Source organism: Clostridium sediminicola (assembly GCF_050402865.1).
GTDB classification, from domain to species: domain Bacteria; phylum Bacillota; class Clostridia; order Clostridiales; family Clostridiaceae; genus Clostridium_AF; species Clostridium_AF sediminicola.
The window spans coordinates 16,612-37,741 of sequence record NZ_BAABMF010000025.1; the positions used below are offsets into that span (position 1 = coordinate 16,612).

The 21,130-nt window shown below is 28.1% G+C and carries 24 protein-coding genes and 1 other annotated feature; of the genes, 10 read left to right on the plus strand and 14 right to left on the minus strand.

All coding sequences use genetic code 11. The features are described 5' to 3' along the window. Nucleotides 1-249: 249 nt before the first annotated feature. Together ACQ3F0_RS23820 and ACQ3F0_RS23825 are read left to right on the plus strand one after the other, a co-directional pair. Complete coding sequence (locus tag ACQ3F0_RS23820) at nt 250-1,860, plus strand: BCCT family transporter (RefSeq protein WP_428868295.1); 1,611 nt, start codon at nt 250-252, stop codon at nt 1,858-1,860. A 344-nt stretch (nt 1,861-2,204) separates the two neighbouring features. Then, nucleotides 2,205-2,423, plus strand: a complete 219-nt coding sequence (locus tag ACQ3F0_RS23825) for a topoisomerase DNA-binding C4 zinc finger domain-containing protein (RefSeq protein WP_428868296.1) — start codon at nt 2,205-2,207, stop codon at nt 2,421-2,423. A gap of 349 nt (nt 2,424-2,772) precedes the next feature. On the opposite strand, the gene ACQ3F0_RS23830 is transcribed toward ACQ3F0_RS23825, so the two are convergent. Beyond that, nucleotides 2,773-2,925, minus strand: coding sequence for a hypothetical protein (locus ACQ3F0_RS23830; RefSeq protein ID WP_428868297.1), 153 nt, complete (start codon nt 2,923-2,925; stop codon nt 2,773-2,775). 20 nt (nt 2,926-2,945) lie between these two features. On the opposite strand from ACQ3F0_RS23830, the gene ACQ3F0_RS23835 reads away from it, so the two are divergent. Both ACQ3F0_RS23835 and ACQ3F0_RS23840 read left to right on the plus strand, forming a co-directional pair. Beyond that, nucleotides 2,946-3,314 carry a hypothetical protein gene (locus ACQ3F0_RS23835; RefSeq protein WP_428868298.1) on the plus strand — a complete coding sequence of 123 codons (369 nt, stop codon included), beginning with the start codon at nt 2,946-2,948 and terminating at the stop codon, nt 3,312-3,314. 36 nt (nt 3,315-3,350) lie between these two features. Next, entirely contained in the window at nt 3,351-3,740 is a 390-nt protein-coding gene (locus tag ACQ3F0_RS23840) for a GNAT family N-acetyltransferase (RefSeq protein ID WP_428868299.1), read from the plus strand. A gap of 2 nt (nt 3,741-3,742) precedes the next feature. On the opposite strand, the gene ACQ3F0_RS23845 is transcribed toward ACQ3F0_RS23840, so the two are convergent. The 8 genes from ACQ3F0_RS23845 to lysS all read right to left on the minus strand — a co-directional run bounded on the left by ACQ3F0_RS23845 (nt 3,743) and on the right by lysS (nt 10,995). After that, nucleotides 3,743-4,705 (minus strand): aromatic acid exporter family protein, encoded by a 963-nt coding sequence (locus ACQ3F0_RS23845; protein WP_428868300.1) that lies wholly within the window; start codon nt 4,703-4,705, stop codon nt 3,743-3,745. Between the two features lie 67 nt (nt 4,706-4,772). Beyond that, the gene (locus tag ACQ3F0_RS23850; protein ID WP_428868301.1) at nt 4,773-5,411 is read right to left on the minus strand and encodes a hypothetical protein; all 639 of its coding nucleotides are present in this window, start codon (nt 5,409-5,411) and stop codon (nt 4,773-4,775) included. Between the two features lie 13 nt (nt 5,412-5,424). Then, nucleotides 5,425-6,288, minus strand: a complete 864-nt coding sequence (locus ACQ3F0_RS23855; RefSeq protein ID WP_428868302.1) for an ABC transporter ATP-binding protein — start codon at nt 6,286-6,288, stop codon at nt 5,425-5,427. After that, a complete protein-coding gene (locus tag ACQ3F0_RS23860) occupies nt 6,288-7,430 on the minus strand; it encodes a hypothetical protein (RefSeq protein ID WP_428868303.1) in 1,143 nt (380 codons plus the stop codon). Before ACQ3F0_RS23860 ends, ACQ3F0_RS23855 begins: the two co-directional genes overlap by 1 nt. Nucleotides 7,431-7,444: 14 nt before the next feature. Then, on the minus strand, nt 7,445-7,696 hold the full coding sequence (locus ACQ3F0_RS23865; protein ID WP_428868304.1) for a hypothetical protein: 252 nt from the start codon (nt 7,694-7,696) through the stop codon (nt 7,445-7,447). 4 nt (nt 7,697-7,700) lie between these two features. Next, nucleotides 7,701-8,234 carry an RNA polymerase sigma factor gene (locus ACQ3F0_RS23870; RefSeq protein WP_428868305.1) on the minus strand — a complete coding sequence of 178 codons (534 nt, stop codon included), beginning with the start codon at nt 8,232-8,234 and terminating at the stop codon, nt 7,701-7,703. Between the two features lie 371 nt (nt 8,235-8,605). Further along, a complete protein-coding gene (locus ACQ3F0_RS23875; protein WP_428868306.1) occupies nt 8,606-9,274 on the minus strand; it encodes a DUF1361 domain-containing protein in 669 nt (222 codons plus the stop codon). A gap of 200 nt (nt 9,275-9,474) precedes the next feature. Beyond that, nucleotides 9,475-10,995, minus strand: a complete 1,521-nt coding sequence (gene lysS / locus ACQ3F0_RS23880; RefSeq protein WP_428868307.1) for a lysine--tRNA ligase — start codon at nt 10,993-10,995, stop codon at nt 9,475-9,477. Nucleotides 10,996-11,130: 135 nt separating this feature from the next. Continuing rightward, nucleotides 11,131-11,386 (minus strand) — a binding site (T-box leader). A gap of 163 nt (nt 11,387-11,549) precedes the next feature. On the opposite strand from lysS, the gene ACQ3F0_RS23885 reads away from it, so the two are divergent. Together ACQ3F0_RS23885 and ACQ3F0_RS23890 are read left to right on the plus strand one after the other, a co-directional pair. Continuing rightward, nucleotides 11,550-11,870, plus strand: coding sequence for a PadR family transcriptional regulator (locus ACQ3F0_RS23885; RefSeq protein ID WP_428868308.1), 321 nt, complete (start codon nt 11,550-11,552; stop codon nt 11,868-11,870). Further along, nucleotides 11,867-13,255 (plus strand): DUF2812 domain-containing protein, encoded by a 1,389-nt coding sequence (locus tag ACQ3F0_RS23890; RefSeq protein WP_428868309.1) that lies wholly within the window; start codon nt 11,867-11,869, stop codon nt 13,253-13,255. Before ACQ3F0_RS23885 ends, ACQ3F0_RS23890 begins: the two co-directional genes overlap by 4 nt. Nucleotides 13,256-13,306: 51 nt before the next feature. On the opposite strand, the gene ACQ3F0_RS23895 is transcribed toward ACQ3F0_RS23890, so the two are convergent. From ACQ3F0_RS23895 to ACQ3F0_RS23910, 4 genes are all read right to left on the minus strand, one after another. Further along, entirely contained in the window at nt 13,307-13,726 is a 420-nt protein-coding gene (locus ACQ3F0_RS23895) for a DUF3021 domain-containing protein (protein ID WP_428868310.1), read from the minus strand. A 1-nt stretch (nt 13,727) separates the two neighbouring features. Further along, nucleotides 13,728-14,177 carry a LytTR family DNA-binding domain-containing protein gene (locus tag ACQ3F0_RS23900; protein WP_428868311.1) on the minus strand — a complete coding sequence of 150 codons (450 nt, stop codon included), beginning with the start codon at nt 14,175-14,177 and terminating at the stop codon, nt 13,728-13,730. 172 nt (nt 14,178-14,349) lie between these two features. Beyond that, nucleotides 14,350-15,624, minus strand: a complete 1,275-nt coding sequence (locus ACQ3F0_RS23905; protein ID WP_428868312.1) for a hypothetical protein — start codon at nt 15,622-15,624, stop codon at nt 14,350-14,352. Nucleotides 15,625-15,805: 181 nt separating this feature from the next. Then, nucleotides 15,806-16,003 (minus strand): cold-shock protein, encoded by a 198-nt coding sequence (locus tag ACQ3F0_RS23910; protein ID WP_428868313.1) that lies wholly within the window; start codon nt 16,001-16,003, stop codon nt 15,806-15,808. 337 nt (nt 16,004-16,340) lie between these two features. Between ACQ3F0_RS23910 and ACQ3F0_RS23915 the strand changes: the two genes are divergently transcribed. The 4 genes from ACQ3F0_RS23915 to ACQ3F0_RS23930 are packed head-to-tail and all read left to right on the plus strand — an operon-like array spanning nt 16,341 to nt 19,240. After that, nucleotides 16,341-16,946, plus strand: a complete 606-nt coding sequence (locus tag ACQ3F0_RS23915) for a TetR/AcrR family transcriptional regulator (protein WP_428868314.1) — start codon at nt 16,341-16,343, stop codon at nt 16,944-16,946. Between the two features lie 49 nt (nt 16,947-16,995). Further along, on the plus strand, nt 16,996-17,850 hold the full coding sequence (locus ACQ3F0_RS23920) for an ABC transporter ATP-binding protein (protein WP_428868315.1): 855 nt from the start codon (nt 16,996-16,998) through the stop codon (nt 17,848-17,850). Further along, entirely contained in the window at nt 17,847-18,533 is a 687-nt protein-coding gene (locus ACQ3F0_RS23925) for a fluoroquinolone export ABC transporter permease subunit (protein ID WP_428868316.1), read from the plus strand. The genes ACQ3F0_RS23920 and ACQ3F0_RS23925 overlap by 4 nt, the downstream gene beginning before the upstream one ends. Nucleotides 18,534-18,544: 11 nt before the next feature. Beyond that, complete coding sequence (locus tag ACQ3F0_RS23930) at nt 18,545-19,240, plus strand: hypothetical protein (RefSeq protein ID WP_428868317.1); 696 nt, start codon at nt 18,545-18,547, stop codon at nt 19,238-19,240. 137 nt (nt 19,241-19,377) lie between these two features. Here ACQ3F0_RS23930 and ACQ3F0_RS23935 read toward each other — a convergent pair whose 3' ends face one another. After that, nucleotides 19,378-21,072 (minus strand): metallophosphoesterase, encoded by a 1,695-nt coding sequence (locus ACQ3F0_RS23935; RefSeq protein ID WP_428868318.1) that lies wholly within the window; start codon nt 21,070-21,072, stop codon nt 19,378-19,380. Nucleotides 21,073-21,130 lie beyond the last annotated feature (58 nt).

The following is a 21,130-nucleotide window of genomic DNA, read 5'->3' on the forward strand; positions in this document are numbered from 1 at the left end:
AATATTCAAATGCACAACATAAAAGCAAAAATAATGATGAAAACCAAGAAATCAAAGAACTGGGGCTTGTTCAGGATCTATTATTGTTTTATTTAATAGGTAATGACCTATACTACATAAGTGGTATAATATGAGCATTTATGCGAAATATAAGCACTCTAACTCTTATCTTTATGATATGAGTTAGAGTGCTTTTTTGGTTTCGTTATTGAGATTTTATATTTATATTTAAGAAGGGGGCTATAATATATGGATAGTAACGTTAAACTTATTCAAAAATTACATGACCGAAATTATAAAAAATTAGGTTTAGATATGAATCCGTTTGTTTCAATTGTTTCAGCAATATTAGTTTTAGCATTCTCATTTTTCACCATTGCAAGACCTAATGAGTCAGCTACTTTTTTCGATGGAGTGAAAAATTCTATTAACACAAATTTCAACTGGCTTTTTGTACTAACGATTAATTTTGTGTTTTTATTTGCACTTTATTTAGCAGCTTCACGTTTTGGTAAAATTAAACTGGGTGGTTCCAAAGCAAAACCTGAATACTCAAATTTTGCATGGTATTCTATGTTGTTTAGTTCTGGAATTGGTATCGCAGTATTTTTCTATGGTATAGCAGAACCAATTTACCATATGCAAAATCTACCTGAAGCTCTGAAAGGATCAAATCCAGTGATTGATGCTTTTAAAGTTATGTATTTACATTGGGGATTTGCTCCATGGGCTGTATATTCTCTTTCAGCCATTGGATTAGGATACTTTGCTTATAATAAAGGTTTACCACTATCTTTAAGAAGTTTATTCTATCCAATATTTAAAGATAAAATCTTCGGATTTCTTGGTGATCTAATTGATACCTTAGCTGTATTAGCCGTATTATTTGGACTTGCTACTTCATTAGGCTTGGGAGCTCAACAAATCAATTCAGGTCTTAATTATGTTTTTGGCATTCCAATGGGCTTTAGTGTACAAGTTGTACTAATCGCTTGTATTACATTTATAGCGACTTTATCTGTAGTAAGTGGTATTTCTAAAGGAATTAGACTTCTTAGTGAAGCAAATTTTTATATTACTGGAGCGTTTTTATTTCTAATCTTATTACTAGGACCAACTGCTTATATATTTTCAACATATTTTTCAAGTATAGGTGCTTATATCACAGAATACTTTAATCTATCATTATTCACAGCAGTAACTAAAGCTGACATAGATTGGCAAGGTGGTTGGACTGTATTCTATTGGGCTTGGTGGGTTGCTTGGACACCATTCGTAGGAACTTTTATTGCAAGAATTTCTAAAGGTAGAACGATTCGTGAGATCGTAGTTGGAACTATTTTTGTTTCTTCACTTATTATTTTCATGGCTATGACTATTTTAGGAGCTACTGGTATATATCTTAATGGGATCAATAATAATGTTATTGTTGAGGCTGTTAATACTGATATCTCCTCTGCAATGTTTGCAATGATTCAAACTCTTCTACATTCAAAGATTTTAGTAAGTATATTATCCTTATTTGGTATGATTGCTGTAATTCTTTTCTTTGTAACTAGTAGTGATTCTGGTTCATTAGTTGTAGATAATCTAACTAGTGGAGGTAAACTTGATTCTCCTGTATCACAAAGAATTTTCTGGGCAATTATGGAAGGTGTTATTGCTGCTTCTGTTTTAGCTCTTGGTGGTGCTAGAGCTCTTACTACATTACAATCTGCCGTTATTATTACAGGACTACCATTTAGCATACTTATGCTGATTATGTGTTATTCGCTATTTACAGAGTTGAAAAAGGAATTAAAACATCATAAAAAATATGAATTAACAAAACTGAAATCAAAACTAGATAAAATAGCTTAATCATAGACAAGATTAAAAGACACTCAAGCTGTGCTTTTGATTATGATTGATATAAATAAATTTTAGATAATATAAGTGCAACTACGTTAAGAGTTATCCGTTGCACTTATATTATCTTTTATTTTTACTTTTCTATTATTTCCTTATCATTAAGTATTCTTCAAGTTATCTTAATCATTTCATAAACAAAACCAATACCCCCCCCAAAAATTGAATTTTAATACGTATAAATAAAAGATAGAGCTAAAAAATAAAGAAAATATAGGAGGACATATTGTACTAGAGGAACAATTAAGATGAAATAATTTTCGATTAAACAATATCAATGAATGCGAGGAGTGCGTATGAGAAAATTCAAATCAATAAATTCAAACAGTTTAACAACAATATTTACCTTTTGGAGGTTTGGTAAGCAAGACATCTCACAAGATATCCCACTATGTCCTAAATGCAACCGCCCAATGTTACTAAGAGAACCAAAGAGAGGTCCGAATAAAGGCAAAAAGTTTTACGGATGCTCTAATTATCCAGGATGCAAAGAGACTATAAGGATATTAGTATAGCAATTATATTTATATTAACTACATTTTTTTATTTTAAAATAATTTGTTAATGCAGTAAGGTTTGTTTCATCATTGGCATAAAGAAACAATATTTCGTCCCATATTTTTAGCTCTATAAGGTTCTTTATCTGCTATTACTATCATATTAGGTATATTTTTTCAAATTTACGTTCTTCTTTCAAATAATCTAATTCAGTTTTTAAGATTTCAAGTTTATTCCCTATAATCGAAGTTGAAATTTTCTATTCTACAAGGAGGTACTCTTTTAAGTATTCCAATGAATATTTAAAATCACCTGTTTTTTCATAAAAGTCTGCAATTATTTTATATACCGTACTCAACTTTTGCTTTACATTTGTTTTTTAGCATAGAACTTTTTATTTATACTATCTAATCTTCTTATTGCACTAAAGAAATATTCTGCTGCTTTATTGTAATCTTCACTAATATAATAAACTTCTCCTATTGTATATATTTTAAGAACTCTATGATTATCATCCAATTCATTAAATACTAGTCAAGTTGATTTTACATAATAGTTTTTTATGGGGTAGATGGGAATGGGCCTTTTCCTTACCTTTTCAAGATATAAAATCTTTAGGTCACATTGGTATTTGGGAAGATAATGGACACATTGTTGCCGTTGCAACTTATGAGGATAATTTAGGATATGCTTATTTATTAGTAGATCCAAAGCATAACCATTTAAAAAGTGATATGCTAAAATATGCTGAAGAGAATTTATCTAAAGATGGAAAGCTACAAGTTAACATAAATAATAGCGATAGAGAATTCCAGCAAATAGCAGGTTCTGTTGGATACAAGCCTACTGTACACCATGAAAATGACGCACTTATGGATATAGATGCTATTACTTATAGTTTACCATAAGAATATAAACTTGTTAGTTTAGAAGATGAATATAATTTGTATAAGTACAATGCTGTATTATGGCGCGGATTCAATCATGAAGGTGAACCCCCTATAATAGAACAAGCTTTTAAAGAAAGAGAGATTAGTTTATCTGGTCTTGGTGTTAATAAATCTCTTAATATAGCAGTTGTAGCTCCTAATGGTGATTTTGTGTCTTACTGTGGTATGTGGTACAAGGAAGGCACAGATTATGCCCTTGTTGAACCTGTTGCTACTAATCCAGATCACAGAAAAAAAGGTCTTGGAAAAGCAGCAGTATTAGAAGCAATAAAACGTTGTGGTGAATTAGGTGCAAAACGAGCATATGTAGGCTCATCTCAACAATTTTATTATAATATTGGCTTTCACCCTATTCATACAAGAACTTGGTGGGTGAAGAAGTAGAGCTATCGTCTTCCATGGCTTTTCTTAAATTCATTTTTTATTATTAAAAATTGTTCCATATCATTTAGGAACTGAAATAACATTGCTCTGTTTTCAAATTCTTCTCTTGTTGAAGGCAGAGCCATCTTTTTAAAATCCTCTCTTAAGATATTCAAATCACGAAGCAGTTTATCTGCTGGATTCTCTTCATGTAATGAATAAGCAACCTTTTCTGTGAAATCAGAAATCATAATTGTCTGATCATAAGTCATAAAGAACCGTTGAAAATGCTCTCTCATCCTTTGAATAGTTTCAAACTGCTGCATCCTCATTTCCATGTATTGTACATAATAACTCACATCTACTAGAAAATAATTATTAAGATTTTTATAAGAACGTGTTCTAGCTATTTTTAATCGTCCCTTTAGATCATCAAATAAATAGCTTTCTGGTATAGAGTTATCTTGTTTTTTCAAATGCTTTGCCATTTGAAGTAATATTTCCTTTATCTTTTCTTCAATATATATCTGGTCTTCCTTAATCTTACCTTCTATACTTGGCATATAAGAATTAAATAATAATGCTACTCCTACTCCGACAAACATAAGAGCTAATTCATTACAAATAAGATGGATTTCAACTGTTTTTTCTACTAAAAAATGGGTTACAAGTACCGAACTTACCACAATACCCTCTTCAACGTTAAACCTAACTGCCAAAGGAATAAAGATTAACAAAAACATACCAAAAACAATTGGATTAAACCCAAATATTTTAAAAACAACAGAGGAAATAACTACTGCCAGGAGAAAAGCAAAAATACGTTGAGAAGCAATTGTTATAGATTTTATTTTTGTACTTTGTACACTTAAAATAGTAATAATACCAGCAGATACAGCATATTTTAATCCAATCTGTTGCGCAATAATTATTGAAGCTGAAGCTCCTATACATGTTTTTAAGGTTCTATAACCGATAAATTTCATAAAGATTTCCTCTTCATCTTAATATTTGTCCCTATTTTATCATTATAAAACCGTCTATGCAATAAACTTATAAGTTTTGACTTTTATATTTTATAATAATTAAATTAATTAAAAATAATATAACTATGCATACTGACAAATAAATCTTCTCCGTAAAACTATCCTTGAGTAAACTAAACAAATACAATTCTTTAGTGTATTTTCCCTTAGTAGAAAATTCAAAAAAATAGTAACCAAAAGATATCATATATCCAACAGCTAAATTTTTTGTTAAATTATACATAGTCAATGCTACAAGTCCTAAATATATTGCAGTAACTAAACTTCCAATAAAAACTTTACTAAAAGTAAACGCTGCGCCTTGATACTTTGCATACAAAAACAATAAAACAAGTATTAGAATAATAAACACGGTATTTATAAAAAATCTAATTAAAAATATAAAGTTAGAACTTATCTTCTTTACAAAACTCAACTCTTCTATTATATTTGTTTTTTCAATACTTGTAATGTAGGACAATAGTATTATCCCTATTAAAGGAACATATAGTTCAGATATTTTAATAATTTCAACATAATTTATGTTTTTGAAGCTAAATGCTAGAGGAATTAAACACCCATATAGTACTGCTATAATAATATTTACTCCAAATAACACTTCAATATTGTATTTTACAATCTTCATCTTTCCAAAAATATTTATCATCTTTTCACCAACCCTACACGGCCTTCATAATTTGCATGTATGCATCCTCAATAGTGGGCTTTGTTGCAATAGCATTTTCAAAAGGCTTTGTTACACTAAGTACCTTTGTTCGTATACTATCTCCTTCAGACACAGTTGAAATCACTAAATTATTTTTTCTAATTTTATCAATATCTTCTCTATTACAAATAATTGTCCACACTTTATCCTTTGCAAGATTCAACATATCCACAACTTTTCCAGAGTAGAGTATATTCCCCTTATTCAAAATGGCTAGATTTTCACAAGTAAACTCAATATCTTCTACTATATGAGTTGATAAAATAACTATTCGTCCTTGTGAAAAATCCCTTAATAAATTCCTAAACCTTATTCTTTCTTCTGGGTCTAATCCTGCAGTTGGTTCATCAACAATAAGTACTTTAGGATTGTTTACTAATGCTTGAGCTATTCCTAACCTTCTTTTCATACCACCCGAAAGATTCTTAACCTTTTTTCTTAAGTCATTTTCCAAATTAACTTTTTGGATTAATTCATTAACTAATTCTTTTCTATATTTATTATCATTTATTCCTGATAAAAGTGCCATGTAATCAAGTGCTTCATATACAGACATATTAGGATATAAAGAAAACTCCTGTGGTAAATATCCTATAATACCTCTAACTTTTTTCCTTTTTTCAATATCAATATTATCTATCGTTATATTTCCATTACTTTTAGTAACCACAGTAGTTAGTATTCTCATAAGAGTTGTCTTTCCAGCTCCATTTGGCCCTAAAAGTCCAAACATTCCTTCTCCAATATCTAAATTCACATTGTTTAGTGCTACTTTATTGCCGTAAAATTTATTTAAATTATTAATTTTAATATTCATTAATAAACTCCTTTTTTTACAATTTTATTTAAAGATCCACTTCTTTTAATTGACCAGATATAAGCTGTAAGAAATACAAACACTAATGAAACACCAGAAAAAAACAATCTATTTATAATAATTGAATTCCTCCATTGAATATAATTCGAAAACTCACCTAATAAGTTAAATCTTATAATTGTTTTTGTAAGTGAGTAATCTCCTTGGAGAGGCATTAAAGATTTATAGGCTATTATAGCCTGAACTATAATACCAATTATTGCATTATTGAAAAGTGTAGACATTAACATTCCCATAGCCACCGTAAATAAAACTGTAGGAGTTATCCAAGTTAAAGTGTATTTAAAAAATGCAAAATTATCTATTACTAAATTCAACTTATTGGCTACAATTATATACTTAATAGTTGTGAACGTAGCTAAAGCAAAATACCCTGCCATAACACATAAACAAACCGCTATATATTTTGAAAATACATACTCTACAGAAGATACCTTAGAACTATTTATTAATTCATTAGCTCTACTCTTTCTATCCCGTAACAAAACAAATCCTGCAATAAATATAGGAAATAATCCAGCTGTTATGCCCATATAATCTGAAAACAATCTAGCACTAGCATTGGTGAATTTATCTTTTTCTTTTATTTTTTCATACTCTTCTAAAGCCTCTTCATAAGTTTTATTCCTGAAAGTATGTCTATGTTCATCACTATAAACTGTACTCCCCCCCATTAAACTGTCGTATGAATGTACTATATCAATAAATCTATCATATTCCACATTTATATCAGTTTTAGGGTCTTTAACATCTCTACTAGGCGCAATTTCACCTAACCATTCTTCTAACTGACTTTTCTCATCATCACTAAGTTTAACAGTCTTATATAAAGGTGTATATTTCGTAACTTCCCCACTTGATAAATCATTCTCAAGCTTGTTGTAAATTTCTTTCATCTCTTCATATTCATCTGTTATTTCAATATAACCATAGTAATCCATTCCTGGCTCAGGCTTTTGAATTCCTGCTGGGTCAGCAGAAAACTGACTTATGTAAAATAATAGTATTACTCCAAAAAAAACATATATAGTAATAGTTTTAAATTGATATTTTATTTCTTTTAAGATTAATTTCCACAGCATAAAAATATCCCCTTTCATTTAGATGTTTGAATGAAATTATCAAAATAACATGCAACAGACATTAAATAAATTCCTACAATAAATACAATACTTGAATCAAATAAACCATTTATAAGTAAGAATACAGTTACAATGATAGGACAAGCTAAATAAATTAATATCATCTTTATTCTTCTTTGTTTTTCTTCTTGCAACTTCTCCAATCTGTCAACCTTTTGCCAAACCTTATCTATAAATTCTTTATCCTTATAATTCTGTGAATTCATTATCCTAACCTCCATTACAATATAATGTTTTCAATTTTTTTCTTGCTCTATATATCATTATCTTTATTTGAGGAAGAGTTTTCTTCATAATTCTTGCTGTTTCTTTATATGTAAATCCCTCATAATCTATAAGATAAACTACCGTTTTGTAATCATCTTTCAGTTTATTTATGTTTCGATTAATCTCATTATTTTCTTCCTTTTGTATATAAATTTCTTCAGGAGAATTTAGATTAATCTCATTAATTTCAACATCACTACATGGAGAAACTCTATTCCATTTTCTAATGTAATCTATAGATTTATTTTTTATCATTGTGAACAAATAAGTCTTAAATGAAAATTTAATATTATACTTGTCTCTATTTACATATAAGTACGCAAAACATTCCTGAACAATATCTTCTGCAATATAAGAATCATTAAGAAATCTTACTGCAAAATTAGTAGCATTCTGTCTATATTTCAGTATTAACTCTTCAAAAGCTTCTTTATCTCCATTTTGAAATCTAATCATTAAACTTTTATCTTCATCCATATAATCACCTCACTTCTGAGTCGGCTTAAGGATTAGTTCTACTTTTATTTCAAAAATATGCATGGTTTAGGCATTTTTTGAAAGAAATTAGTAGAAGTTATTCTTAAACGATCTCTTACATTAATAGCGCACTGCCCCTTATCACTTGTCACTAATTTTTTAATCTTTCCACTCTTTATTCGTACGAGAATGGAAAAGGTTACACTTTTTATATAAAATTTAGAGAGAATAAATCCAAAGATTTTATCCATATATTCCAAAAGTAATTGTACTAACATGGAAATAAAAAAAGAAAGGACCAGCAAAGCTTCCTCTACTGATTCTCTTAAAAAAATTTTCCAAACCTATTATGAATTAGGTGTAGTTTTATTCTAATCCGATAAAAAACTATAAAATAAACTATAAATTAAAAACAAAAATAAGGTAAATAATAAAGTGAACCCTAACGAAAACATATTTATACTTAAAAATATATTTGTAATTAATGCTATTGGATGTGTTACTATATTCCAACTATTTAATCTCAAATATCTTCCTAGGTAAATCGCAAAACCTGATAAAAAAGTTATAATAAATATTAGTACTAACCCTATTTTCTTTCCTAACTTATCTTTTAAAATTTCATGAACATTGTATAGAGAGTATAATCCCATAAAAAATCCCGTCATTATAAAAATAAAGAATATAATAAGGTCATACCAAATTCTTAGGTCTTTTATTGGCAAAAATCCATCCTGTGTTTTTTGAAAAAAGTCAACAAAACTTAAATGAACAAAATCAGTTATAATATATGGTGCATTTGGGTAAAACAAAAGCCATATAAATCCTATCAGGTATAGCCATACCCCTCTTATTCTACGATTAAAATATAGTAATTTTAATTTTATGGATAAATATAGAGGAATAATACAAAGAAATAGATTCCATGTAAAAAACATGTACGTTATACTTCCTGTTATAACAACTCTTATAAATAACATCATTGTACTCACTATAGTTAGTAGAGAAAACATCCCTATTATTTTTTTATTATTTTCCATATTTACCTCCTTAATTCTAGTATTAACAACTATTAAAATAAACTATTCTGTTAATAGTAATATAAGCTTATATATTGTTATTTTATCATCTATTTATTTAGCGCTAAATACCTATATTTAAAATATAATTAACTTTAAGTATGAAGTTGATGAAATCAAAGGGGAAGTTAAAGTAATAAGAAAAAATTCATGTGATTTTCTTATCTCTTTGTAATTGGGAAAGCAATTACATCCTTAATTGAACTCGCTTCAGTTAAAAACATTATTAGTCTATCAATACCTACACCCAGTCCTCCAGTTGGCGGCATACCAACATCTACAGCTCTAGCAAACTCTTCATCCATTGGTGACGCTGTCTCAAGACCAGCTCTAAGTTTGTCAGATTGTTCTTTTAATAATTCTCTTTGTCTTATTGGATCATTAAGCTCAGAATAAGCATTTCCAAGTTCTACACCTGCTGCAAAAGGTTCAAACCTCTCAATTAATTCAGTGTTTTCTCTATGAGTTTTACACAGTGGGGATGTTTCATATGGATAATCAATTACAAAGGTTGGCTGAATTATTTTACTCTCGCAAAAAGTTTCAAATAGATTTAGTATAAGATATCCTTTGCTCATATCCTCCACCTGGCTTTTATTCAGTTGCATTTGTGGAAAAAGATTATTTTCTGTTACATATTCCTTAATCTGTATCTCATTCATAGAATTCAATTCTATTCCCAACTCTTCATTAACCAAGTCATACATAGTAACTCGTCTCCAAGGGGCTTTAAAATCAACAGACACTCTCTCTATGTTGACTACCGTACTTCCCAATACCTTTCTAAAAGTATTATCATACACGTTTTCCATGAGTTCCATCATATCTCTGTAGTCCGAATATGCTTGATAACACTCAAGTAAAGTGAATTCAGGATAGTGCGTTCTATCTATTCCTTCATTTCTAAAAGCTCTACAGAAAGTGTACACTTTTTCAATTCCACCAACAATAAATCTTTTTAAAAACAATTCAGGTGAAACTGTTAAATATGCATCAGTATTTAAAGCATTAACATGAGTAACAAAAGGTTTAGCTTCTCCACCACCATACTTTGTATCTAAAATTGGTGTATCTACCTCATAGTAACCTCTACTATTCAAAAAATCTCTAATTGCAGTAATAGCCCTTGATCTATTGATAAATCTATTTTTTACATCATCATTCATTATCATATCCAAAGATCTATATCTTTCACGAAGCTCCACATCTTGAATACCATGAAATTTTTCAGGCAAAGGTCTGATTGACTTTGTTAATAAAACAAGTTCTTTTACTCTTAATGTAATTTCACCAGTTTTGGTTTTAAAAATTGTACCTATAGTTCCAATAATATCTCCTACATCTAGATTTTTCACTTCTGAAAAATCTTCCTTTCCTAAAAGTTTTGCATTTAGATATAACTGAATGTTTCCACTCTCATCTTTTATATTCATAAATATAGTTTTACCCATATCCCTGATTAACATTATTCTACCAGCAATACTAAAAATATCTTCATCTTCAATAGCTTCAAATTTATCTAAAATATAGTAAATATGAGTTGTATCTCGAAATGAATAAGGATATGGATTCCTCCCATTTTCATGAATTCTATTTATTTTTGCAATTCTGTTTACATTATACTCATTAGCATCTGGCATAATCTCTTTTAAGTTTTCAATATCTGTGTACCTTGTATACATAATCATTCCTCCATATTCTATCTACAAAATAGTTAACTTTTAAATTTAGATTTTCTGCAAGAAAATCAACCTTACCTTACCTCTTAACACTTAAAACTTAAAACTAAAAAAACTCCCACCCCCAAGACTATTAATCTTGAGGACGAGAGTTGTTAACTTCGTGGTACCACCTCAGTTTGCTGATATGTTGCCACATCAACCTCTTCAGGTACGGCTAAACGCTTATACCCTATCTCAATTTCGGGAGAACCCGTCGCAATATCCCTAATTCCTTAGTTCTGTGCGAAGCTCCAAGACTTTTTTCATTAAGCTAATCCTCTCTCCTTCTCAGCTACCGGAGTTCTCTGTAAAAGTCTTAATTCTTAATTACTCTTCTTTTCATTGCCTTTAAATCTATATTTATTAAACTAATTATAGTTCAACTGTTTATTGTTGTCAATTAGAGATATCCTTTCTATTAACTTATACCTAACATATATATCTAGTATTGACATATATCGAGTATAGATATACAATATATAATATATCTATACTCGATATATGGAGGTTTTAAAATGGCAAGAAAACAACTTCAGACTTTAACAGAACCTATGTATTATATACTACTAAGTTTACTTAAACCTATTCATGGATATGGAATAATGAAAAATGTAGATAAAATGACCGGTGGTAGAGTAAAAGTAGGGGCTGGAACCTTATATTCACTTTTATCAAGATTTGAGAAAGAAGATATTGTTGTAAAAACTTCTACTGAAGACAGCAAGAAAAACTATATTCTTACAGATAAAGGTAGGGAAATTTTAAAACAAGAACATCTTAGACTGAAACAATTAGTGCAGGATGGAAATCTATTGTTAGGAGATGAAAAAAAATGAAGAACAACACAAAAAAAGTAATTAAATTCACTTCTATAACAGAATATAAAACTCTTGAAGAATATCTTGAAAAAATGGCTGCTAAAGGTTTTATGCTTTCCGAAATTAAAAGAGGTAAGTTTATATTTACCAAAATAGAACCTAGAGAATTGACCTTTAATGTAAGCCTTTTTTATCATACAACTCCTTTTGACTATCCTAATCATGAAAAGGATAAAGATTACAAAGAACTATGCGAAGAAAGTGGATGGACATATTGTACAAATACCGATGTTTACCAAATTTTCTATAAAGAAAAAAACAACAACGCAACTCCAATACACACTGATAGTGAAGAAGAATATAAAATTATAAAAAACACATTTATGAAAACTGATTTCATAAGTATGATATTATTGACGTTTGTAGTAGGTATGCAATTTATCAATACCCTAAATTTTAATTATGAATATCTACTTAACAACACTTTTTTACTCACTCTAATTGGTCCAATTTTTTTAATTCTAATAATGTCATCAATATATATACCTCCAATTGTTTGGCTCATAAAAAACAAGATTAATCTTACAAGAGGAAAAGAATTGGAATTTTCTACAAACAAAGAAAGGATCATTCGAAGTATTATAACTTGGAGCTTAATTAGTTTATATTTCATATTAACTATTTTTACAATCACCGATATGTTTACTAATAGCTCCATACTAGTTATTGCTTTCGCTCCTATTCTTATTTCATTTATTATAGCAACATATTGTATTAAAAGATTCAAAACTAAAAAAAATACACGTAAACATAATATTATTTTCTTTTCCATAATATTAACACTAACACTAGTTATAGTTAATGGTATAATTATGAGCTTCTTATTTTCAAATATATCAAAGGATTTTAAAGAAAATCATAATAAACCTAAAAATATTACAGTGCTAGAACTTTCAGACTTTGGCACAAATGATACTCCAGAAAGAACTAGAATTCATGAACAATCCAGTATTCTTATACCTATTAGCTTTGATTATTATGAAAGTCTCGGAAGAAAAGCAAAAGATACTGAAATTATGTCAGTAAGCACTGAGTACATTGAATGTAAAAACAAAGATATTGCAGATTATTATTTTGATGGATTCATGGATAAGAAAAGAAAAAGACTTGAAGAAACCATATCAGAGTATTTAGAATTTGGAGATAAAGCAAAAGCTGAAGAATACAAAAATGATATAAGTGAAATTTCTGATTTGTGGAATGTTAATAGAGGATACTATTTATATAGCAGTAAATCAGCAATTATACTTCAAAAGAATAATCTTATATATATTTTAGATGGTGATATTGATTTTTCAAAAAAAGAAATTATTGATATTTGCAAACAAAAATTAGGATTATAAACTAAGTTGCTTCATAAAAACAGCTGCTTAAAAACAGCTGTTTTAAATTTACTATTTCATTTTTCTAAGCACTTCATTTAGTTCTTTTGTTCTTTTCTCCCAATATTTTTTAAATGAAATCCAAATAATAAAGTATATCAGTATATAGACTATTATAAAAGATATAATACCAATTGTGTTTCTAGGCATCCATCCTGCATAAACTGCTACTGGAAGATATGGTAACATAGCTATAAAGTGAGTAATAGTTTGTCTTAATAAACTCCATTCTTCTACATCAAAAATCACACTTACACCTGCTAGATAGAAACCTGTCAAAGCTGCTATTATAAATTGTGATATTACTATTTCTGATGGTACTTCAGTAATAAGTCCTGCCAAAGAAAAAATTACACAAAATACTTGATTAATAGTTACCCCTATTGTAATTCCAAATAAACCTCTTTTAATAAATTGTTTAATATAATCCATATTATTTACCTCCTAGACCAATAAATTTTTTAACTTTAGACACATATCTTCTTGATATTGTTTCTTGCTTTCCATTATTAAAATTAACTACTAAACTTCCATTGAAGAACATTTCTATATTTTTTATTTCATTTACATTAGCTATTGCAAATTTTGATATCCTAACAAAGGAATAACCTTTCAATAATTCTTCTAATTCATATAGCTTTTCTTTTACCTCAAATGTTTGCTCTTTTGTATCCGCATAAATTTTTTGATTATTACTATAAAACAAAGTTATCTCTTTAGGGTTTAAAATATACATCTTTTGATTTAACTTCCCAATAATCGTTTTTTCCTTTTTGTTTTGAAGTTTTTCCATAATTTCTTTTACTTCATCTGTAATTCTTTTTGCTTTTACTACTATTGTCAGTTCATCGTATTCCTCATTTATATCCATATGGACTTTCATTATTTGACACTCCCTCTCCTGTGTTTATAGTATATTTTAAATATAATTTTATTTCTATATTTTTTATATAAGTGGTTGTTTTTCTTAAGTAAACGGCTATTTATCAGTGCACTAAAAAAGCTCTCTAACCATTAAAGGCTAGAGAGTTTATTTATTTCACTCTATTTAAACTTTACTTCGCTTTTGATATTATATCATTCCAATTACTAACGTATTTCTTGTAAGACCACTGCTGTGAAACTATACTCTCTCCATCAGCAATATCTATTGTTAAATCAGGTTTCGTCAAATCTTTATTATTACTAAATACAAGAACCTGGTTATTTGTAATAACTGCTAGAAGCTCTCCATTTCTTGAACTTACTGCATCAGTAGCTTTTGGAATTACCTCTTTTATTTTACTAAGTTCAATACTTAAACTATCATTTGCTTCAATATTTTCTGGTAATTCATTATTAAGGCTTAAAAATTCCCTTGGATAAGAAAAATTACTTCCATTTCCATGATGTTCACTTTCAGTAATTACAGGCACTTGTGCTATCCAATACCCATTATCTCTTCCAATGATGATATTATCCCAATCTACTTTTTGATTTTCTAAATAAAAAATGCCACCATCATCTGTTTTTGCTTCATTTAAAATCTTGTTGAACTTCTTATTATAATCTCCAATTTGCTTATCCTTTTCACTAATCACTGAATCAGCTAATTTCTTTGGATTCTTTTGTTTGTTAAAATCTGATATTTTATAAAACTTCACATAATAATGCCCACTATTATATGTTCCGCCACCTGTTTCAAAACTATCTCCGATTACAGAAATATATTCATTCCCCACATATGTGACTTTCTCATTAATTTCTCCAATAGGCCAATCAATTGAAGAAAGTTGTTTTTCCATAGATTCCTTAGTATATAAAGGTACTTCTTTCTCATTAATCTTGTTGACACCAATGGTATTATAATTAAATTTGTATTCATAATCATATAAACCATACTCAGATTTATTTTTTTCTGACCAGTCTCCTAATTTATCCATTATGAAATTATAATTTTTTATCTTATAAAAATCATTTCCATGTGGAACTAACACCATATCATTCTTTAGGTTATATGAAAGTTTTCCATCTATGGATGAAATCCAAATTGTTTTATACTGTGCCAAAAATTTACTTGTTTCATCTGATTTTGAAAGTCCTAATAATAGTCCAACATTATCATAGCTTGTTTTTATATCATCCTTTGAATCATCTTTAGCTTTTGTAACCTCTGTATCTTTATTGTTGTCTTTTTCTTCGGATGGCTCTAATTCCTCAGACTCATTTTGAATATTTGTTGTTTGATTTTTATATACCTTTTCAGCATTATTTTCTTTTGTACATCCAATTAAAAATATACTCATAACTAGTAATAATGAAAGAATTCCTCTAAATTTACCTTTATTCATTTTGAATACCTCCTATGATTATTTTTATGAAGTTATTATAAATTCTATCTCTTAAACACTTTTAAAACCAGTTTATCATATGATTCCAATTGATACGTTACGATATTGTTACATACTACCAAATTCTCAAAAAACAAAAAACCTGAAGATTTCTCTTCAGGTCTTAATTAGTCTAATATAATTAGATTACTGTGATACTTTCAGCTTGAGGTCCTTTAGGTCCATCAACAACGTTGAAAGATACTTTTTCGCCTTCTTCTAAAGTTTTGAATCCATCTTTATTGATTTGTGAAAAATGAGCAAATACGTCATTTCCCTCTTCTGTAGTAATAAATCCAAATCCTTTTTCACTGTTAAACCATTTTACTGTTCCTGTCATGTTTTTCTACCTCCGAAATTTTTATTCCTTTAATTCTTTGAAAAAATAAATCATCAATAAAAATTTCGAAATCTATGTATTTAAGTTATTCTTATCTATATACAATTCGAAAATTATTCTAATAATAAATTATTTGCTTCTGAATTAAGGTACTATATAAGTATACACCATATTTGAAATAGCACAAGGGTTTTTTCGATATTGTTATAAATTATTTTTTTCAAATATTACCTATTACTAGTATTTGAATATAAATTAAGTAAAGACATCTTAAATATGTCTTCTTGACATTAAAAATCTAACATGCTAAACTCTAATAAAGAACGGGTGATTTTTAATGCAAATAAAAAAAGAAGAACTTAAAGCTGCAATACTAAAAGCAGCAGAAGAACAATTTTATATTCATGGTTTTGAAAAAGCCTCTATCAGAAAAATAGTTAAACTAGCAGGTACTACCATAGGTAATTTTTATAATTATTTTGATAATAAAGAAGCACTTTTTGAAGCTGTAGTTATTGATGAATATAACAATTTTATCTATTTTATGAAACATCATAACGAAGAAGAAAGACCTAATTATTTATGGGATACCACAAATACAACATTATGGAAAGAAATATTGTCTCAGCTAGCCAAAGATATTATGCCAAGACTTACAAGAAAATTTGTCATTCTACTCCAGGGCAGCGCTGGTACAAAATATGCATCAACAAGACAATTAATTATTGATTTAATTATTGAGCATTTCCAAGAACATATTAAAGAATATAATCCTAACTACCAATTACCTAATATAGGCGAAATATTAGCTGAAGAATTAATTAACGGTATTATTCTCATTATCCGGAAATATAAAGATGATGAAGAGAAAAAAAATAGTATGTTAGCAGAATACATTTTATTTTACTTTATGGGATCAATGGGAATAATCAGTAAATTATAATTTTTTTTAATCTAAAAAAGAACAGTTGATTTTTAAAGGAGGCATTAATATGATCAAAGTTAAAAAAGTTAACTTCAATTATGAAAAATCTAAAAAGAAAACATTAAAAAATCTTAACTTTGAAATAAAAAAAGGTGAAATTTTTGGATTTCTTGGTCCAAGTGGCGCTGGAAAAACTACTACTCAAAGACTCATAATAGGTTTATTAAGAGGATATGAAGGTAATATCGAGGTTTTAGGAAAAGAAAGAAGTGAGTGGAATAAAGATTTCTACGAAAAAATCGGTGTAGCATTCGACTTCCCTAATTTATACATTAAGTTAACTGCAAAAGAAAATTTAGAATTAATCGGCTCCTATTATAAAAATCCTCTCGAGGATATTAATAAACTATTAGATAGAGTAGGTTTACTACCTAATCAACACCAAAGAGTTGAAGGATACTCAAAAGGAATGAAAATGCGTTTGAATTTTATAAGATCTCTTATGCATAAACCAGACTTAATGTTTTTTGATGAACCCACATCAGGTCTTGATCCCGTTAATGCAAAGATTATTAAAGATATGATTATTGAACAGAAAGAAAGAGGTAAAACTGTGTTTTTAACAACCCATAATATGACTGTAGCTGAACAATTATGTGACCGGGTAGCATTTATTGTTGATGGAAATATATCTGTCATAGATAATCCTAAAAATCTTAAACTAAAGTACGGTAAAAAATCTGTAAAAGTAGAATATATGATTAACGGACAACTTATTGCTGATACCTTTAATCTTCAAACAATCAATAAAGATAAAAAATACTTCGATATTATGAAAAATAATGAAATTAAAACTATTCATACTCAAGAAGCAAGTCTTGAAGATATCTTTATTGAATTAACAGGGAGGAAGCTTTCATGAGACTAGTAAATGCAATAAAAAATGATATCAAGTTTCAATACAGACAGGGTTTCTTTTTCATATATATACTCATAACATTATTTTATATCATTATATTATCTAGACTTGCACAAAGTATATTAAAATTCGCAGTACCTCTAGTGATATTTTCAGATCCTTCTGTTTTAGGTTTGTTTTTTATTGGTGGTCTTATTATGTTAGAAAAATCTCAAGGAATCATCAATTATATAGTTGTAACTCCTCTTAAAACAGAGGAATATATGCTATCAAAACTAATATCTCTAACTTTAATCGCTGTTATTGCTGGAACTTTCATTACTATTGTAACCTATGGTTTTTATGTAAATTGGCTATTATTAATATTAGTAATTATCCTTACTTCCATCTTTTTTACTCTATGTGGATTCTTAATTAGCGCAAATTGCAATACTCTCAACCAGTACTTTATAAAGATGATACCATGGATGCTCCTTCTTATAATACCGTGCTTCTCAATCTTTGGATTTAAATATTCTTATATATTCACAGTATTACCAAGCGTTTCGATTTTAAGACTTTTTTTAGGTACATTTAATGGTATAAATATATTTGAAGCTTTTATATTAATTCTATATTTGTGTATTATAAATTATTGTTTTTTTAATATTGTGAAAAAAATTTTTGAGAATAAAGTCATAGGTTAGGGGTAATAAATATGATTAATTATAAACATATAAAAAATGATTACAGGCAAATTATAAGAGAACCCATTATGCTTTTATTATTTATATTGCCAATTTTTATTCCAATTATTTTTAAGTTGCTTCTGATTTTTTCTATTCCCTTTATAGAAAATTATTTTAAATTTAGCATAACACCATATCATAGTTGTATTCTTTCTCTTACACTAGTCCTAATCCCTGGCATGTTAGGTGTAGTTACTGGGTTTATGATGTTGGATGAAAAAGATGGTAAAATAAGTGAACTAATGTCTATAACCCCTTTGGGTAAAATGGGATATTTATTAAATAGACTTTCCTTTAGTTTTATTGGAACCTTCATATATACTATATTCACCTATTATCTACTAAATGTTTATCATGTTCCAATATTAACTTTACTTTTTATAGCTATACTTCTAGGTATATATTCATTTGTTATAGGTAGTATTTTATTTGTATTGTCTGATGATAAGGTTAAGGGTTTAACTTATGCAAAAGCCTTAAACATAATGCTTCTATTTTCCATATCGGATTTACTAAACGAAAGATGGGTAACAATACTTTCTAATATATTTCCTCCTTACTGGATAACAAAAATTATACAAAATCCTAATAATATATTGATATTATTAATTGCTCTATTTATTCATGTTATATGGTTATTGATTGTAATAAAAAAAAATAATTAAAAGAAAAAGCCATATATAAATTTTTAGGCAAAAAATATAACGGAAGCTATACTATTTTTTGTAGTATAGCCTCCGTTACATTGCATATATTTTAAAGAAAAAGTCATCTAAGTTATTTTATTATTTTTCCCTTAACCCTAATAATTAAACATTCTATCTCCTGCACTATCATTACCAATTCTTTTTAATAACACTGTTCGAGCATTTTTATCTATTGAGACTATATCAAATGCGAATTCATCATAAGAAAACACATGTCTACTAATTTGTTCCCATTCAGAATTATAGTTAACTGATGTAAAAGCTTCACTACAAACCAATGTTATTCCATCTTTCATTTGCATTTGGTCATTATGAAAATGTCCATAAAAACAACCAACTACATTCATAGCACCTTGTTCTCCAAAATCTTTAGTTAATCCTGATAAGTTGTGTACAGGATTACTTCGTATTGTAGAACTTATTGAAACACTTGTACCATATTTAAATGCTTTTATTATTTCCCACATTTCATCTCCATTCTCACAGGATTCAGCGGCGCTTCCTTTAGTGCCTTCAAAATTAAACGGATAGTGAGAGAAAAAGCACGTATGCCAATTTATTTTATCTTCACCCTTACTTGAAAAATCTAATGCTACATTAGCTACAAATTCTAATTGTTTTTGATTAATATATCCTTTTCTTGCCGTATCTTCTCTTATCTCTCCATTAACAATTGTATAATCATTTTCGTGTGTATTTAAAAATACTAATCTTATTTTACTTTCCTTATTATCAGCAAAATAATATAAACCATCATCAGAAAAAGTTATTTCATATCCTTTAGGATTCATCTTATTTAAAATTAATTCTCTTAATTCACTTTCAAAAACAATGTCAGAAACTAATCTACTTTGTAGACTATTATCATCATGATTTCCCTTACACCATAGGAAATTTTTCCCTAACATATTTACTATACTTTTTAATGTGTTTTTGTGAATCATATTATTTGAATCACTAAACATGTCACCATCTTGATTAGCAATATCTCCATTTGTAATAATAGTCATATCTTTAACTTTTTGAATATCCTTTAAAAGTTCAATTCCTTTTGGAACCCTTGAATCAATTATACTTGAATGAATATCAGGCACAAATAAAAAATTAAATTTAGATTCATCCAAAGATAAGACTTTTTTATTTATTTGCTTATATGTAATACTTTTATCAAAAAATTCCCAATATTTTTTAGCCTCTATAGAAACTTCTTCACCAACAATAATTTCATTATAATCTTCTTTGTGCATATATAAATAATAATACCCATCATTTGATTTTTTTAATACTAGTTTAATAGGTCGAGATGTTGATAAATCATTTGTATTACAATAATACCCTTTATCAAAGTTTATACTGTGATTTATAACTCCCATTACCGCACCATTTCTAACTATTTCAAAATTTGAAATCTGATATTGTGGTTTGTTACCTACATTAAAACCAGGCTGAGACATTCTTGCTATAGCTATAGTACTATCAGTGACATTTTCTTTAGCTGTTAACATAATTTTACCGTGAATTTTTACATTCCCATTATCAAATATATCAAGTTTTAAACGTTCACTATATGTTGTTGTAAAATTGTTCATCGGTTCAAAGTTAATCACTATCATGTTTTTATTATTAGAAGAATCAATAGTAAGAGTGTTTGGTGCTGATTTATTTAAAATATCCTGCAATGCAGGCGATTCACTTACATTTCTATTATTTTCAGCATATGTATTTATACTAAATAATAAAGTTATAATTACTGTTATCATTAATGAAAAAATCTTTTGTTTAAATTTCAAGTCTAATCTCTCCCATAGCACAATTTTTTGTCATTTTTATTATAATCTAAAAACCCAC